Source organism: Agrobacterium sp. (genome assembly GCF_059499945.1).
In genome coordinates, this window is the sequence record NZ_JCABZP010000002.1 from 22937 (window position 1) to 39029 (window position 16093).

The 16093-nt window shown below is 60.4% G+C and carries 15 protein-coding genes and 1 riboswitch; of the genes, 9 read left to right on the top strand and 6 right to left on the bottom strand.

Annotation, left to right across the window (positions count from 1 at the left end; genetic code table 11):
• Nucleotides 1-98 precede the first annotated feature (98 nt).
• Complete coding sequence (locus tag AC5I5B_RS01140) at nt 99-1505, top strand: DegQ family serine endoprotease (RefSeq protein ID WP_060726354.1); 1407 nt, start codon at nt 99-101, stop codon at nt 1503-1505.
• A complete protein-coding gene (locus AC5I5B_RS01145; protein WP_060726353.1) occupies nt 1502-2818 on the top strand; it encodes a replication-associated recombination protein A in 1317 nt (438 codons plus the stop codon). The genes AC5I5B_RS01140 and AC5I5B_RS01145 overlap by 4 nt, the downstream gene beginning before the upstream one ends.
• 113 nt (nt 2819-2931) lie before the next feature.
• Here AC5I5B_RS01145 and AC5I5B_RS01150 read toward each other — a convergent pair whose 3' ends face one another.
• A complete protein-coding gene (locus tag AC5I5B_RS01150; protein ID WP_060723301.1) occupies nt 2932-3246 on the bottom strand; it encodes a DUF1883 domain-containing protein in 315 nt (104 codons plus the stop codon).
• A gap of 242 nt (nt 3247-3488) precedes the next feature.
• Between AC5I5B_RS01150 and AC5I5B_RS01155 the strand changes: the two genes are divergently transcribed.
• The 5 genes from AC5I5B_RS01155 to AC5I5B_RS01175 all read left to right on the top strand — a co-directional run bounded on the left by AC5I5B_RS01155 (nt 3489) and on the right by AC5I5B_RS01175 (nt 10046).
• Nucleotides 3489-5303: a methyl-accepting chemotaxis protein gene (locus AC5I5B_RS01155; RefSeq protein WP_035213153.1), complete on the top strand. Its 1815-nt coding sequence runs from the start codon at nt 3489-3491 to the stop codon at nt 5301-5303.
• 368 nt (nt 5304-5671) lie between these two features.
• Complete coding sequence (locus AC5I5B_RS01160) at nt 5672-6955, top strand: extensin-like domain-containing protein (RefSeq protein WP_003507821.1); 1284 nt, start codon at nt 5672-5674, stop codon at nt 6953-6955.
• 479 nt (nt 6956-7434) lie between these two features.
• Nucleotides 7435-8256, top strand: a complete 822-nt coding sequence (locus AC5I5B_RS01165; protein ID WP_003507823.1) for a sulfite exporter TauE/SafE family protein — start codon at nt 7435-7437, stop codon at nt 8254-8256.
• Between the two features lie 105 nt (nt 8257-8361).
• Nucleotides 8362-9288 (top strand): ABC transporter ATP-binding protein, encoded by a 927-nt coding sequence (locus AC5I5B_RS01170; protein ID WP_003507825.1) that lies wholly within the window; start codon nt 8362-8364, stop codon nt 9286-9288.
• Nucleotides 9285-10046, top strand: a complete 762-nt coding sequence (locus AC5I5B_RS01175; protein WP_003507827.1) for an ABC transporter permease — start codon at nt 9285-9287, stop codon at nt 10044-10046. Before AC5I5B_RS01170 ends, AC5I5B_RS01175 begins: the two co-directional genes overlap by 4 nt.
• Nucleotides 10047-10121: 75 nt before the next feature.
• On the opposite strand, the gene ribB is transcribed toward AC5I5B_RS01175, so the two are convergent.
• The 4 genes from ribB to AC5I5B_RS01195 form a co-directional block, all read right to left on the bottom strand.
• The gene (gene ribB, locus AC5I5B_RS01180; RefSeq protein ID WP_003507829.1) at nt 10122-10763 is read right to left on the bottom strand and encodes a 3,4-dihydroxy-2-butanone-4-phosphate synthase; all 642 of its coding nucleotides are present in this window, start codon (nt 10761-10763) and stop codon (nt 10122-10124) included.
• A 120-nt stretch (nt 10764-10883) separates the two neighbouring features.
• Nucleotides 10884-11034, bottom strand: a riboswitch (FMN riboswitch).
• A gap of 159 nt (nt 11035-11193) precedes the next feature.
• Nucleotides 11194-11901 (bottom strand): TIGR02281 family clan AA aspartic protease, encoded by a 708-nt coding sequence (locus AC5I5B_RS01185; protein ID WP_080866257.1) that lies wholly within the window; start codon nt 11899-11901, stop codon nt 11194-11196.
• Nucleotides 11898-12089: a DUF1289 domain-containing protein gene (locus tag AC5I5B_RS01190; protein ID WP_003507833.1), complete on the bottom strand. Its 192-nt coding sequence runs from the start codon at nt 12087-12089 to the stop codon at nt 11898-11900. The genes AC5I5B_RS01185 and AC5I5B_RS01190 overlap by 4 nt, the downstream gene beginning before the upstream one ends.
• Before the next feature lie 19 nt (nt 12090-12108).
• Nucleotides 12109-12894: an adenosylcobinamide-GDP ribazoletransferase gene (locus AC5I5B_RS01195; protein ID WP_080570344.1), complete on the bottom strand. Its 786-nt coding sequence runs from the start codon at nt 12892-12894 to the stop codon at nt 12109-12111.
• A gap of 152 nt (nt 12895-13046) precedes the next feature.
• Here AC5I5B_RS01195 and cobT point away from each other — a divergent pair, with 152 nt between their 5' ends.
• Both cobT and AC5I5B_RS01205 read left to right on the top strand, forming a co-directional pair.
• The gene (cobT, locus tag AC5I5B_RS01200; protein WP_495752198.1) at nt 13047-14081 is read left to right on the top strand and encodes a nicotinate-nucleotide--dimethylbenzimidazole phosphoribosyltransferase; all 1035 of its coding nucleotides are present in this window, start codon (nt 13047-13049) and stop codon (nt 14079-14081) included.
• Between the two features lie 8 nt (nt 14082-14089).
• Nucleotides 14090-14494 (top strand): diacylglycerol kinase, encoded by a 405-nt coding sequence (locus AC5I5B_RS01205; RefSeq protein ID WP_003507839.1) that lies wholly within the window; start codon nt 14090-14092, stop codon nt 14492-14494.
• Between the two features lie 39 nt (nt 14495-14533).
• Here the strand turns inward: AC5I5B_RS01205 and pdhS2 are convergent, their stop codons facing one another.
• Nucleotides 14534-16069 (bottom strand): two-component system sensor histidine kinase PdhS2, encoded by a 1536-nt coding sequence (gene pdhS2, locus AC5I5B_RS01210; protein ID WP_099085242.1) that lies wholly within the window; start codon nt 16067-16069, stop codon nt 14534-14536.
• Nucleotides 16070-16093: the final 24 nt, after the last annotated feature.

The window sequence follows — 16093 nt, forward strand, 5'->3', positions numbered from 1 at the left end:
GGCGCGACTTGGGAAAAGGATAGCCATCATCTTGCCGCTCTTTGCTTTACAGGCTTTGGCGTTATAACTCCATCATATTGATGACGATGAGGAATCACATGCGAAGCGTGTTGAAGTATCTGTCCACCGGCTTTCTCGCCGCGCTCATTCTCCTGCCCGTGGGCGCTGGCGCACAGGACAACAGGACCGTGCCCTCAAGCCACACGGAAATGCAGCTTTCCTTTGCGCCGCTGGTCAAGCGCACCGCAGGCGCTGTCGTGAATGTCTATGCCGAGCGCGTCGTGCAGCGGCGTCTGTCGCCCTTTGCCGGCGATCCTTTCTTCGAGCAGTTCTTCGGCCAGCAGATGCCGAACCGCACGGAAAAACAGTCGTCGCTTGGCTCCGGCGTGATTGTGACCGCCGGCGGCCTCGTGGTGACCAACAATCACGTCATCGACGGTGCTGATGACATCAAGGTGGCGCTGGCGGATGGGCGTGAGTTCTCCTCCAAGGTGCTGCTGAAAGATGACCGGGTCGATCTCGCCGTTCTGCAGATCGATGCGAAAGAGCAGTTCCCGGTGCTGTCGCTTGGCAATTCCGATGCGATTGAAGTTGGTGATCTGGTGCTTGCCATCGGCAACCCCTTCGGTGTCGGCCAGACGGTGACGAGCGGCATTGTCTCGGGTCTCGCCCGCAATCAGGTGACGCAGGGTGATTTCGGCTTCTTCATCCAGACCGACGCCTCCATCAACCCCGGCAATTCCGGCGGCGCGCTGATGAACATGGCGGGTGAACTGATCGGCATCAATACGGCGATCTTCTCCAAGGGCGGCGGATCGAACGGTATCGGTTTCGCCATCCCCGCCAATCTCGTCCGGGTTTTCGTCGCTGCTGCTGAACGCGGTGACGCGAGCTTCGAGCGTCCCTATATCGGCGCCACCTTCGATCCCGTGACATCAGACGTTGCTGAAGCGCTTGGCCTGCACCGGGCCCGCGGCGCGCTTGTCGTCAGCGTCGTCAAGGGTGGACCGGCCGAAAAGGCGGGCATCGAGCCCGGCGAGGTTGTTACGGCCGTCAACGGCTTCGAGGTGGAGCATCCGGATGCGCTGGGATATCGCGTGACCACCGCCGGTATCGGCAAATCCGCCGAACTGACGGTGGTGGAAAAGGGCAAAGAGAAGAAAGTTACGATTGCGCTCGATACTGCGCCGGAAACCGCGCCGCGTGATGAGCGCCTGATCGAGGGCCGCAATCCCTTTGCCGGCGCGACAGTCGCCAATCTCTCGCCGAAGCTTGCCGATGAATTGCGGATGCCGTCGCAGGTGACGGGTGTTGTGATCACCGATGTGAAGCGCGGTTCGCCGGCCTATCGTGTCGGTTTCCAGCCGAAGGATGTGATCCTGTCGCTGAACGGTGCAGACATCGCCTCCACCGCTGCGGTCGAAAAGGCGCTGGATGACAATCCCGGCTTCTGGCGCGTGGAAATCCTGCGTGACGGGCAACGCATTCGGCAGTTCCTGCGATGAGCGACGATCTTTTCGCCCCGCAAGTGCCCGTGGAGGTCGCCAACCGGCGGCCTCTTGCCGATCGCCTGCGTCCGAAGACGCTGGCGGAGGTGACCGGGCAGCCGCATCTGACGGGCGAGGAGGGCGTTCTGCGCCGCATGATCGATAGCGGGTCGTTGGGATCGATGATCTTCTGGGGCCCGCCCGGCACCGGCAAGACCACCGTTGCGCGGCTGCTTTCCGGCGAGGCGGGGTTGGCCTTTGAGCAGATTTCGGCGATCTTTTCCGGTGTCGCCGATCTCAAGAAGGTTTTCGAGGCAGCGCGCACACGTCGGATGAATGGCCGGCAGACGCTGCTTTTCGTTGACGAAATCCATCGTTTCAACCGCGCCCAGCAGGACAGTTTCCTGCCGGTGATGGAAGACGGCACCATCATTCTGGTGGGCGCCACCACCGAAAACCCGTCCTTTGAGCTGAATGCCGCTCTGTTGTCGCGTGCGCGCGTGCTGACGTTCGGCTCGCATGACGAGGAGAGCCTGAGCGAATTATTAAAACGCGCCGAGGAGGCGGAGGGCAAGCCCCTGCCGCTCACCGAGGATGCGCGTGCAAGCCTCATCCGGATGGCCGATGGCGATGGCCGCGCCGTGCTGACGCTTGCCGAAGAGGTCTGGCGCGCGGCGCGCAAGGATGAGACCTTCGATACCGCGGGGCTGACGCGCATCGTGCAGCGTCGCGCCCCGGTTTATGACAAAAGCCAGGACGGCCACTATAATCTCATTTCGGCGCTGCATAAGTCCGTGCGGGGTTCGGACCCGGATGCGGCGCTTTATTATCTCGCCCGCATGTTCGATGCCGGCGAAGACCCGCTCTATCTCGGGCGGCGGCTGGTGCGCATGGCGGTGGAGGATATCGGTCTTGCCGATCCGCAGGCGCTCGTCGTCTGCAACGCCGCCAAAGACGCCTATGATTATCTCGGCTCACCGGAAGGCGAGCTCGCATTGGCTCAGGCCTGCGTCTATCTCGCCACCGCGCCGAAATCGAACGCCGTATATACGGCTTTCAAGTCGGCGATGCGGGCGGCCAAGGAAAACGGCTCGCTGGTGCCTCCGAAACATATTCTGAACGCGCCGACCAAGCTCATGAAGGGCGAAGGTTACGGCGATGGCTATCGCTACGACCATGACGAGCCGGATGCCTTTTCCGGGCAGGACTATTTCCCGGAGAAAATGGGGCGCACGACCTTTTACGATCCGCCGGACCGGGGTTTCGAGCGGGAAATCCGCAAGCGTCTGGACTGGTGGGCGAAGCTGCGCCGCGAGCGGGGATCGCGTTAGGTTTTTTGTGCGGTTTGAGCCGAAACCGTATTGCGGTCGATCTTGAGAAAAAGATTCAGGCCGTTGGCAAAAAGAGTCGCAAAACCGCGGCAACTCACTGTTTTTAAAGAAGATCAGGATGCCTTGCGATGTGGTGCTGCCTGCGGCTGCGCGGGCAGCATCTTGACCGAGGATTCTGCGAGGCCGCTATGGCCTTCGGCGTCGATGACCAGATGCCAGTGTAACGTCTCTGGAATGGCGAGGCGGATCGGCGATTTTTTCGCGACGCCGCCGAGATATTTGAAGTCGAGCAATTCGGTAAAACGCTGGAAATTCGCCCCCGTCATCAGCCGGACATTGTTGACGGCCGACAGGGATACTTCAATGACCGTGCCGGCCCGAAGTTCCTTCAGGTCATAATGCGTATAGCGAAAATTGGGCCGTGCCATCGCGCGCCTCCCTGCAGTGTAATTTCGGTCAAGGAGGATAGGGGCGGCAGGGTTAACGCTGTCTTTAAATGCCGCCGGCCGGTTTGAAAATTCACGCTTTTTGTACCGGTTTGGAATGGCGGCGCGAATTAATATGAGCATATAAGAATAATACCAACGTATAATATGTGTATTTAATAATAATAAATTTTTTGCCTTTAACATCGGCTGGTCGAAGTGCATCAGCGACGTTGAGGGGGAACATGAAAAACGTAACAATATCTATGCGCCTGTATGCGCTCGTCGCATTGTTTCTGGCAATACTGGCCGCGGCTCTCACATTCAGCCTGTTTGAAAGCTACCACGAAATGGAGCGCGAACGGAAAGCCGGGCTTGCGGCAATGAACGAAACCGCTGTTGCCATTCTCGATCAATATTACCGGCTGGAGCAGGGCGGAAGCCTGACGCGGGAGGCGGCGCAACAGCAGGCCAAGACGACCATTGCGGCAATGCGCTACGGCAATGGCAGCGGCTATTTCTGGATCAACGACATGCATCCGAAAATGGTGATGCATCCGATCAAGCCCGAGATGAACGGCACGGACCTTACCGCCAACAAGGACCCGAACGGCAAGGCGCTGTTCGTCGAGTTCGTGAACACGGTCAAGGCAGGCGGCAAGGGCTTTGTCGATTATTACTGGCCGAAGCCCGGTGCGCCGGAGCCGGTCGAGAAATTCTCCCATGTCGCCGGTTTCGCCCCCTGGGGATGGATTGTCGGCACCGGTGTTTATGTTGACGATCTTGAAGCGGTGTTCTGGCGCGATGTCTATTTTAATGGCGGTCTTTGTGTCGTGGCCGGCCTTCTGGTTGTCGGCGTGGCCGCAGCCGTCGTGCGCAGCGTTACACGGCCGATCGATCTCATCCGCCAGAGCATGCGGCGCATCGCCGATGGTGACGGCGCGGCGGATATCCAGTTCGCCGACCGTCGCAATGAAATCGGCGCGATTGCCAAGACGCTGCTGGTACTGCGCGACAGCGTCAATGAGCGCAGCGCGCTGCAGGCCCGCGAGGCCGACCAGCAACGGGCGCTGGAAGAAGCGCGGCACGGCAACGAGATGGTGCTGCGTTCCGCATCCGAGCGGCAGGCCCATGCCATGGAGCAACTGGGCAATGCGCTCGAAGCGCTTGCCAATGGCGATCTGACCGTTTCGCTTACCGATATCGGCGCGGACTATGAAAAGCTGCGCATGGACTTCAACCGTGCCGTCGGCGCATTGCATGGTGCGATCGAGGCCATTGCCAGAACCGGCCATGTCGTCAACGACAGTGCCTCCGACATCAGCGGCGCGACCGGCAATCTTTCTCGCCGGACCGAACAGCAGGCGGCGGCGCTGGAGGAGACGGCAGCCGCTCTCGACGAAATCACCGCCACGGTGCGCACCGCTTCCGAGCGGGCCAACGAGGCCCGGCAGATGGTGCAGGACACGAAAACCAGCGCCGGCCGCTCGGGCGAGATCGTGCGTAATGCCGTCGACGCCATGGGCCGCATCGAGGACTCTTCCAAGCGCATCGGGCAGATCATCTCTGTTATCGATGAGATCGCTTTCCAGACCAATCTTCTGGCGCTGAATGCCGGTGTGGAAGCGGCGCGTGCGGGCGAGGCCGGGCGTGGTTTTGCCGTGGTGGCGCAGGAAGTTCGCGAACTGGCGCAACGTTCCGCCAATGCGGCCAAGGAAATCAAGACCCTCATCAACCGTTCGGCCGAGGAGGTCGGCGGCGGCGTCGCACTCGTGCGCTCGACAGGCGATGCGCTGGAGGAGATCGTGGCGCTGGTCAACCGTGTCGATGGCCACGTCAACTCTATCGCCACGGCCGCGCGCGAACAGGCGACCGGCCTGCAGGAGATCAACACCTCCGTCAACCACATGGACCAGATGACCCAGCAGAACGCCGCCATGGTGGAAGAAACGACGGCGGCCAGCCAGACGCTCGCTGAGGAAAGCCGCCAGCTGCGCTCGCTGTTGTCGCGTTTCGAACTTGGACATGGGGTTGCGCGCGAGGTTTCGCGGGCCGCGTGATTTCAGGTGTTTTGGCTGAAAGTGGAGGGCGCGGCTTTGGCTGCGCCCTTAGATGAATGAGAAGCTTTTCCAGCACTCGACGTCATCCTCGGGCTTGACCCGACATCCATTCCTCGCGCGGCTCTGGATCCTCGGGTCAAGCCCGAGGATGACGGAGGAGACGTTTGAGTGTCGGGTGTCGGAGGAGAGGTTTCAGCGTTTCTGTCATGACCTTCGACGCGATTTCGATCGTGCCTTCTTCATTTGCAGCGTCACGCAACAACCAGGTTCGTTATTTCCCGTAACCAATAAGGTTTCGTTTACCTCATTTCTTTAAAATTTATCCTGTATTGCCGCGAATAGCGGCCGCTGAAGGTACAGGTTCTCGTATGGCGTATGTTTCCCTTCCGCGTCGTCTTGTGACGTTGCTGATGATTTCCACGGTCATGGTGTCGTGTTCGGCGGAGGGCCTCGTGCCACCGGCGGAAGTGGACGGCACCACGCGCGTCAGCGCTATCCGCTCCTCGCGGCAGCAGGGTTACAGCGCGCCGGCGGGTGCCGTGTATCAGGCGGAGCGGGTCGGGCAGGGCGGTGACTATCCCGCGGCCGTTTCTCAGCCAATGCCGGAACCTTACGCCTCGCAGGATCCCCTGCTGCAATCGCCGCAGGGCGGGCAGGGTTATTCGACACTCGATTCCCAGCATCAGGCGCGCATGGCGGCCAGCGGCCATACCACTGTGCCGGCGCAGACCATGCAGAGCCAGACCATGCCCGCGCAGCAGATGACCGGCAACCAGATTGCTGAAGGCGAAGGCGGCGTGAACATGGATTCCATGCTGGGTGTGGAGCCGGTCCGCGGACTTGCCGAAGAACAGGATGCGGAGATTGCCGAGGGTGCTTCCGCGCAGCCGGTGGTGGATGGCATCGGCACGGATAATCCCATGGCCGTGCCTCCGGCCCGCCAGCCGCAACGGGCCAGCCAATCGCGGCTAATCCCGCCGCCGCCGCTCGGCTCCTCCTCGCGCCGCCAGCCGGTGGAGGAAGTCGCCATGCTCATGCCTGATAATCCGATGGCGGGCGGTGGGCCGCAAAGCAACCGCTCCATGCCGCCTGGCGTCATGCCATCTTCCGAAGTTGCCTGCCGCTCCGAACTGCGCCGCCTCGGCGTTGCTTTCCGGGACGTTGCGCGTATTGCCGACGGCCCGACCTGCGGGATCGATTATCCGATTGAACTTAGCGGTCTCGCCAGCGGCGTCGCCATCCGGCCGGCGGTGAAGCTCAATTGCCAGGTCACGCTTGCCTTTGCCAAATGGGTGAAGTTCGAACTCGTGCCATCCTCGCGCTTCCGTTATCTCTCCGGCGTTGGTCGCATCACGCCGATGGGCGGCTATTCCTGCCGCAAGATGAATTCGCGTTCCAGCAATCCCTGGTCCGAACATGCGCGCGGCAACGCCATCGACATCGGCACCATCACGCTGAAGAACGGCAAGGAAATCGACGTGCGCAGCAAGAGCTTCTTCGCCTTCCGCGAAAAGGCGCTGCTGAAGGCGGTGAGGTCCGACAGCTGCAAATATTTCTCGACCGTTCTCGGACCGGGCAGCGATCCCAACCACTGGAACCATTTTCACTTCGACCTGCGCACGCGCAAGTCAGGTTACAGGCATTGTGACTAGGAGACGCGAAAGGCGTGATTGGGCGGGGCGATAGTCGGGCGGCGTTTTAGACGCTCGCTATAATGCGTCATGTTTGCAACTTCCGTCATTCCGGCCTTGAACCGGAATCCAGCCAGCTGAAGTCCTTGAGCTGAAAGGAGCCTTGCCGTCGCGCCGACGCGCGTCGGCTGGATTCCGGCTCAAGGCCGGAATGACGGAAGTGTGGATTCACTTTCCGGAATTCCAACTCTTCTGTCACATTCCCACAAAAAAAGACCGGCCCGAAGGCCGGTTGAAGAAGACAGCCTTATCGGGGGGATATCGGCGTCTTTGCAAGGGCATGCAATGGGAAAACGATCCCATGGAGTGGTCCATCCGGCGCGGATATGCGGCAAAAGACATCGCGCCGTACTGACCTGCGGCCAACATGGCTTGCCGCGCTCTTCTGATACGCTATGAGGGTCACATGTTTGTGACAACGGCCTTCGGGAGCTGCCTTTATGCCCCCTGTTTCAGAGCTGATGGTCTTTGCGGCGGCGCTTGCGGTAGCGGGTGTGGTCGCCGGTCTTCTGGCCGGCCTGTTCGGCATCGGCGGCGGCGCGGTGCTGGTGCCCGTCTTCTACCAGGTCTTCGGGCTTCTGGATGTGCCGGAGGCGGTGCGCATGCATCTCTCGCTCGGCACCTCGCTTGCCATCATCGTGCCCACCTCCATCCGTTCGTTTCTCACGCATCGTCAGAAAGGCGCTGTTGATATCGATCTGCTGAAGGGCTGGATCGTTGCCGTACCGCTCGGCACCATCCTCGCATCCGTGGTTGCCGCCTATGCCTCCAGCGTTGCACTGCGGCTGATCTTCGCTTTCATCGCGCTCGCGCTCGCCTTCCGGATGATCTTCAACCGGGCGAGCTGGCATCTCGGTTCCGACCTGCCGCAAAACCCGGGCCGCTTTCTTGTTGGCACCGGCATCGGGCTCTTTTCCGGCCTGATGGGCGTGGGCGGCGGGGTGATGAACAACACCTTCATGACGCTCTATGGACGCACGATCCATCAGGCGGTCGCCACCTCTTCCGGTGTCGGCGTGCTGATTTCGCTGCCGGGTCTTCTGGGCTACATCTGGGCCGGCTGGGGGCATTCGGGCTTGCCGCCGTTTTCCACCGGCTTCATCAACTGGATCGCCGTGGTGCTGCTGATCCCCATCACGCTTGTCGTTGCGCCCTATGGCGCTCGGCTCGCCCATGCGCTCAGCAAGAAGCAGCTGGAGCGGGCCTTTGGGGTGTTTCTGGTCTTCGTCGCAGCGCAGTTTTTCTATAGCGTCTACGGCTGATTTTCCGTCTCTGCCGAACGCAGTGTTCGGTCCGCTGGGGTGGCATTTGCAACCTCTGCGGTCTATATGGCGTTCATCTTACTCGGTTTTTCGAAAGAATTCGCCATGAATGCCATTGTTTCGATACGGAATCTGACAAAATCCTACGCAAACGGCTTTCAGGCGCTCAAAGGTGTCAGCCTCGATATCAGGGAGGGTGAAATCCTTGCCCTTCTCGGCCCGAACGGCGCCGGCAAGACGACGCTGATCTCGATTGTCTGCGGCCTCGTCAATCCGGGTGAAGGTTCGGTGCTTGTCGGCGGGCATGATGTGGTGAAGGATTTTCGCCAGACCCGCGCCCTGATCGGCCTCGTGCCGCAGGAACTGACGACCGACCAGTTCGAGACGGTGTGGAACACCGTCAGCTTCTCGCGCGGCCTGCACGGGCAGAAGAAGAACCCGGAACTGATCGAGCGCATCCTGAAATCCCTGTCGCTCTGGAACAAGAAGGACAACATGCTGCGCGAGCTTTCCGGCGGCATGAAGCGCCGTGTGCTGATCGCTAAGGCGCTGGCGCATGAGCCGAAGGTTCTGTTCCTCGACGAGCCAACCGCCGGCGTTGATGTGGCGCTCCGCCGCGACATGTGGAACGTCGTGTCCGAGCTGCGGGCCAAGGGTGTCACCATCATCCTCACCACGCATTACATCGAGGAGGCGGAAGAAATCGCCGACCGGGTGGGCGTCATCAATGGCGGCGAATTGCTGCTGGTGGAAGAAAAGACGGCGCTGATGAAGAAACTCGGCCGCAAGCAGCTTTTCCTAGAACTCGCCCAGCCGGTGGAGCAATTGCCCGAAAGCCTCGCGCCCTTCGGTCTGACGCTTTCTGAAGACGGTTGCACCGTCACCTATGAAATCGAGGATAATGGCGAGCAGGGCCGTATTGCCGATGTTCTGAGCGCCCTTTCCGCCGCCAACATCCATTTCAAGGATATTTCAACGCGGCAGAGCTCGCTTGAGGATATCTTCGTTTCGCTGGTGGGAGGCCAGAAATGAATTTCGAAGCCATCAAGGCCATCTATCTGTTCGAAATGGCACGCACGCGGCGCACCCTGCTGCAGAGCGTGGTCTCGCCAGTCATCTCCACCTCGCTTTATTTCATCGTCTTCGGAACCGCGATCGGCTCGCGGATTCAGGAGGTTGGCGGGGTTTCCTACGGCGCGTTCATAACGCCCGGCCTCATCATGCTGACGCTGCTGACGCAATGTATCGGCAACGGCTCCTTCGGCATTTATTTTCCGAAATTCACCGGCACGGTCTATGAGATATTGTCCGCGCCCGTATCGATGACGGAAATTGTCGCCGGCTATGTCGGGGCGGCGGCGACCAAGGGCCTGATGATCGGGACGATCATCCTGATAACAGCCACCTTCTTCGTGGATATCACCATCGCTCATCCGTTCATGATGGTGCTGTTCTTCGTGCTGACGGCTGTCAGTTTCAGCCTGTTCGGCTTCATTATCGGCATATGGGCGACGAATTTCGAGCAGCTGAACCTCATCCCCATGCTGGTGGTGCCGCCTTTGACCTTCCTTGGCGGCAGCTTCTATTCCATCGACATGCTGCCGCCCTTCTGGCAGACGGTCAGCCACTTCAATCCGGTGCTTTATCTCATCAGCGGTTTCCGCTGGAGCTTCTATGAGATCGCCGACGTCAATCCGATCATCAGTCTGGCGATGATCACGCTGTTTCTGGCGCTCTGCCTCGGTGTTGTCAGCTGGATGTTCAAGACGGGGTATCGGTTGCGAAACTGATCGGAAAAGCTTTTTTTAAAATTTAACGCCCGGTTTGCACCGGGCGTTTTCGTATTCACAACAAGGAAGCGCAGATCAGGCGACCTGCTTCTGCACCACGTCCTCGACAACCTCGCCCTTGAGGTAAGAAACGAGATCCTTGATCGTCACAACGAGCAGGCCGTGGCGTTCGGCAAAGGCTTCGAGCTGGGGCAGGCGGGCCATGGTGCCGTCGTCATTGGCGACTTCGCAGATGGTGCCGCAGGGGAATTTGCCCGCAAGACGGCAAAGATCGACGGCCGCTTCGGTATGACCGGTGCGGCCGAGAACGCCTTGCGGGTTGGCGCGCAGCGGGAAGATATGGCCGGGGCGGGCGAAGTCTTCGGGGCGTGAATCCTCCGATACCAGCGCGCGCACGGTCTTTGCCCGGTCGGCGGCGGAAATGCCTGTCGTGGTGCCCGGAATATAGTCCACCGAGACGGTGAACGCTGTCTTGAGGGATTCGGTATTGCGCGACACCATCAAGGGAATGTCGAGGGCATCCAGTCGCTCGCCCGGCATGGCGACGCAGATCAGCCCACGCGCATGGTTCATCATGAAGGCGATCTGCTGCGGGGTAATGCTGTCGGAGGCGGCGATGACATCGCCTTCGTTTTCGCGGTCTTCGTCGTCAACGACAATCACCATCTGGCCACGGGAAATGGCTTCGATGGCGTCTTCAATTCTAGCAATGGTCATTTTCTTTCAAGCCTTTCAAGGGTTATGCCGTTTTGCGGCATTTTCGCGCTTCAAGAAGCGCCAAATATCCCTTGGGCGAACAATGCAATGCGAAGCCAGCTCACGCGCCAGCGTCCTATGCCTTGTCCTCTTCCATCCGGACTATACCGTCGGCTCCGGCCTCTCACCGGATCTGCTGACCTTCCGGCTTTGGAGACCGGAAGCGCTCGCGGGCTCCGGGAAAAATCCCGATACCGCCGGTGGGGAATTGCACCCCGCCCTGAGAACAAGGCCAACATAAATTATCAAATGGGAAGGAATCAAGGGGCAATGGCCCGCCCATTGCCCCAATGTGCGAAAAGAATATCCCCGTTGCGGTCGCATTGGGGTATTTCCTTTCCGGGGCCAATGGCTCGGGAAAACCGCAGAATGAACCGCAAAGGGCAGGGGGTTACCGGTCGCGCAGCCGCAGTTCATCGGTCTGCATCTGCAGCGAACCGAGCGTCGACAGGAAGCTCATGCCGAGCAGGCTCTGGCCCAATTGGCCATCCTGGGCGACGAGGGCCGGGATGTTGCGCCGCACGATCGGGCCAATGCTGATTTCCGACAGGGTGACAGGAGCTGCCGCCGTGCGGCCATTCGCAGTCATGACCGGTACGGTATAGCGGAGGTTTGTGGTGTCGATGCCGATTGCGGCGGCATCTGCATTGGCGAGCACCACCGAGCTTGCGCCGGTATCGACCAGCATGTGGATCGTCTTGCCTTCGAGACCGACATTCGCCTCGAAATGGCCGCTCATCGATTTATGCAGCACGATTTCCTGCTCACCGCCCGATGTGGTGACCACTACGGCGCGGCCGGGTATGAGGCCGCCCAGCAGTCGATCGCCGAAGGTTTGCAGATCGTAGCGATAGAGATAAAGCGAGACGAGGCCGAGAATGATGACAAGCCAGACGGCGAGCTGGCGGATGACGGTGCCGAAACTGCCGCGGCTTCCGGCCAATATGCCGGCTGACAGGAGAGCGGCAATGGGCAGAAGATAGAGAACATGGGCGAATTGATCATTATCGATGCCGAGTGTTCGCCCACCGTCATGATTGATGAGCAGCAGGCCAAGGCCGACGGCCAGCAGAAGGAGAACGATGGTCAGCCTGTTCATGCGGTATGCGTCTCCTTGGCGGTCTTGGGCAGGTTTGCCAGTCTTTGCGGCAGCAACCGCATGATCTCGCGGCGCTTCTCGTCGCTATACCCTGCCCAGCCGCCAATTTCATCCAGCATTCGCCCACAGCCGATGCAGAGGCTGCTGGTTTCATCGAGGCGACAGATGTGGATGCAGGGTGTTTCCATGATGATTTATATCAGGCCGTCATGCTGCAAGGGCAAGGGCGACAAGAATCACGATCTCCGTGATCTGCTGGCAGGCGCCGATGGTGTCGCCGGTATGGCCGCCGATCTTCCTGTCGCAGAGCCTGCCGAAAAGCATGGCCGCCAGAAAGGCTGCCGCCAGCACAAGGGCAATCGACAGGAGCGGCAGGGCGTGCAGCGTAAATAGTATGAAAAGCAGCAACCCGATCAAAAGCGCGATGTTGCGCTCGCTTGTTCCCGGCTGACCGGCGCTGGCGGCGATGCCGGAGGTTTTGGCGGCGGGCAGGGACTGCCAGTGCCAAACCATCAGGGCGCGGCTCATGACAAGCACAGCGATCAGGGCGGCGGCGGCGGTTTTTGCCGGCAGCGTCTCAATGAGCGAGGCGAGCGCGGTGGCGCGAAGCGCAAAGGACAGGATCATGGCGATGGCGCCATAGCTGCCGATGCGGCTGTCCTTCATGATCTCAAGCATTCGCGCCTTGTCCTTGCCGCTGCCGAAACCGTCGGCCATGTCGGCCAGGCCGTCTTCGTGCAGCGCCCCTGTCACGAGCGCCGTCAAGCCGATGACAAGCCAGCCGGTGAGCTGGGGAGAGGCGTCGAAGGCCGCAAAAACCACAACGAGGAAAGCGGCGGGCAGGGCGATCAGCAGACCGGCGGCGGGAAAGGCGCGGGCAGTGCGGCGCATCGACACACTGTCGGCATCATCAAAAAAACGCGAGGGAACGGGCAGGCGGCTCAGAAAGGCGAGGGAATGCATGACATCTGTTATAAAATCCCCGGCCTTCATGCTCTCTCCGTTGCAGTTGCTGCATTTCCGGTTGTTCCGCGGCGCATCCGCGATTATGAGAGGCGCAACAAAGACCGATTTGCCGGAAAACACAAGTTCCGGACGCATGAGCCGATGCGACAGCCAACCCGACGACGAGAAAGACAGATATCATGAGCATGAGCGGATTGCCCTTCGACGATTTCCGCGCGCTGCTGCGCGAGCTTCCCGGCCCGGACACGCACGCGCTTGTGGCGGCCAAGGAGCGCAATGCGCAGCTGACCAAGCCCGCCGGTTCGCTCGGCCGTCTCGAAGAAATCGCCATGTGGCTGGCTGCCTGGTCCGGCCGTTCTCCGGCCGTCACCCGTCCGCTGGTGGCGATCTTCGCCGGCAATCACGGTGTTACCCGGCACGGCGTTACGCCTTATCCGACATCCGTGACCCAGCAGATGGTGGAAAATTTCGCGGCAGGCGGTGCGGCGATCAACCAGATTTGTGTCGCCAATGATCTTGGCCTGAAAATCTTCGATCTGGCGCTCGATTACCCGACCGGCGACATCACCTGCGAGCCTGCGCTCTCGGAGCGCGACTGCGCCGCGACCATGGCCTTCGGTATGGAGGCGATTGCCGGCGGCACCGATCTTCTCTGCGTCGGCGAAATGGGCATCGGCAACACCACCGTTGCGGCGGCGATCAATCTCGCGCTTTATGGCGGCACAGCGGAAGAGTGGACCGGTCCGGGCACCGGCTCGGAAGGTGAGGTCATGGCCCGCAAGATAGCGGCGGTGAAAGCTGCCGTGGAATTCCACAAGGACCACCTGTCCGATCCGCTGGAAATCATGCGCCGTCTTGGCGGACGCGAGATCGCGGCGATTGCCGGCGCCATCCTCGCCGCCCGCGTGCAGCGTATTCCCGTGCTGATTGACGGTTATGTGGCGACGGCCGCTGCCGCTCTTCTCAAGACCGCCAACCCTTCGGCGCTCGATCATTGCCTGATCGGCCATGTCTCGGGCGAGCCCGGCCATCTGGCCGCCATTGAAAAGCTCGGCAAGACGCCGCTGCTGGCGCTTGGCATGCGGCTTGGCGAAGGGACGGGGGCAGCACTTGCCGCCGGCATCGTCAAGGCCGCTGCCGCCTGCCATTCCGGCATGGCGACGTTCGAAGCGGCGGGTGTGGACACCCGCATCAGTTCCCGCACCGATCATTGAGGCTGAAGATGGACGTGACGCCGCAAAAGAAGCAACCGGAACCCGTCTTTCGCAAGGAAAAAGGCTGGCGGCATCTTTTGGCCGCCGCCCGCTATTCCGTGCAGGGGCTTGGCCGGCTGTGGCAGGAAGCAGCGTTCCGGCATGAGGTTCTTGCCTTCGGCGTCGGGCTCGCCCTGCTTCTGGTCGTGGGCGCGCCGTTTGCGCATCTTCTCGTCTTTACGGTGCTGATGCTGCTTCTTTTCTCGGTGGAGGCGCTGAATACCGCCATCGAAGAGTTGGTGGATCGCATTTCGCCGGAAATCTCCTCGGTCGGGCGGCATGCCAAGGACCTCGGTTCCTTTGCCGTCTTCTGCCTGTTGATGGCGAACGGATTTTTCGTGCTGTATTCGCTGGTGACGACGCTGTTCCTCTAAGCGGAGCGCCTCCGCTTTTTTGGCTAATGCTCAGGGTTTTCAGGCGAAGGACCGCCGGCGCGGCTGGATGGCGTGGGTTTCCTCCACGGCCGGCAGGCTCTGCAGCACGCGTTTTGCCGGCAGGATGGCGATGCCCTCGGTGCCCTCGCGCAGTTTCGATTTCAGGATGAACTGGCCGTCATGCTTGGCGAGAATGGCCTGAACGATGGGCAGGCCAAGCCCGGTTCCCTGTTCGGCGCTCTTGATCGCGATCGAGCCCTGACCGAAGGCCGACAGCACCACGGGGATTTCGTCTTCGGGAATGCCGGGGCCGTTATCCCTGATCGACACATATTGGCCGCCGCCCGCCGTCCAGCCGGCTTTCACAAGGATTTCACCGCCCTGCGGCGTGAATTTCACGGCATTTGAGAGAAGGTTGAGAATGACCTGGCGGATCGATTTTTCGTCAGCCCAGACCTGCGGCAGGCTGCTTTCGAACTGCTGCGAAATCCTGATATTCTTGGCGCGGGCGCGAAGCTGGATCATGCCGATGCAATCCTCGGCGATTTCCAGCATCGAGATGGATTCCTCATTGAGATCATAGCGACCGGCCTCGATGCGCGACAGGTCGAGGATTTCGTTGATGAGATCGAGCAGGTGCTGGCCGGAGCGGTGGATATCGCCGGAATATTCCTTGTAGAGCGGGTTGTTGAGCGGGCCGAGCACTTCTGACGCCATGACCTCGGAGAAGCCGAGAATGGCGTTGAGCGGGGTGCGCAGCTCATGCGACATGGAAGCGAGAAAACGTGATTTGGCCAGATTGGCCTCTTCGGCGCGGCGTCGCGCCTCATCCGAAACCGAGTTGGCGACTTCGAGCTCGGCGATAAGGTCGTCCTTTTCCGTCTGGGACGACAGGAGCTTGACGCTGGTCTGGTAGAGCCGGCTGGTGATGCGATGACAAAAGAGGATCGCCATGCCGAACATCAATGCAAGGCCGACATCGAATGGATCACGAGAGATGGCCGAGGTGACGCACAGCGCCGCCATAACCGGCAGGAAGGTCATGAAAGTCGCCCGCCGCAGCATGAAATTGGCCATGGCGGTCAGCGAAAGCGCGATCAGCAGCGTTGCGCCCTTGAAGAAGAGAACAAGCGTCGGGTCGTTGCGCACCGGTTCGGCCAGTGCGAACATGGCCCATGCGCAGCCGATGAGGATCTGCATGCCGAGGAACAGATTTTTCCAGTGCTGGAGGTTTTCGGCGGTGATCTCCTGTTTCGCCGCTTTCTTGGCCAGCACCAGAGCGATGGCGTGGAAGCTGAGCGCAATCAGCGACCAGATGATCAGCCCGATGTCGCGGGTGATATAAAGACCGATGACGGAGGCGAGCACGATGAAAAGCGGCATGAACATCGCGCCTTGAAGGGTCTCGGCGATGTGCATGGTCAGCATTTCGCGTTCATAGGCTTCGGTTCCGCCAGCACCCTGTTGCAGGCGTTCACGCGTCGTCTTCACCGTGTCGAAAACCGCCTTGTTGCGGTGTTTTTTCGAGCGGTCGACGATGATCTTGTCGGTGGACGTGCTGACGCTTTTACTCATTGTTACAACGCGGGTGACATGAAC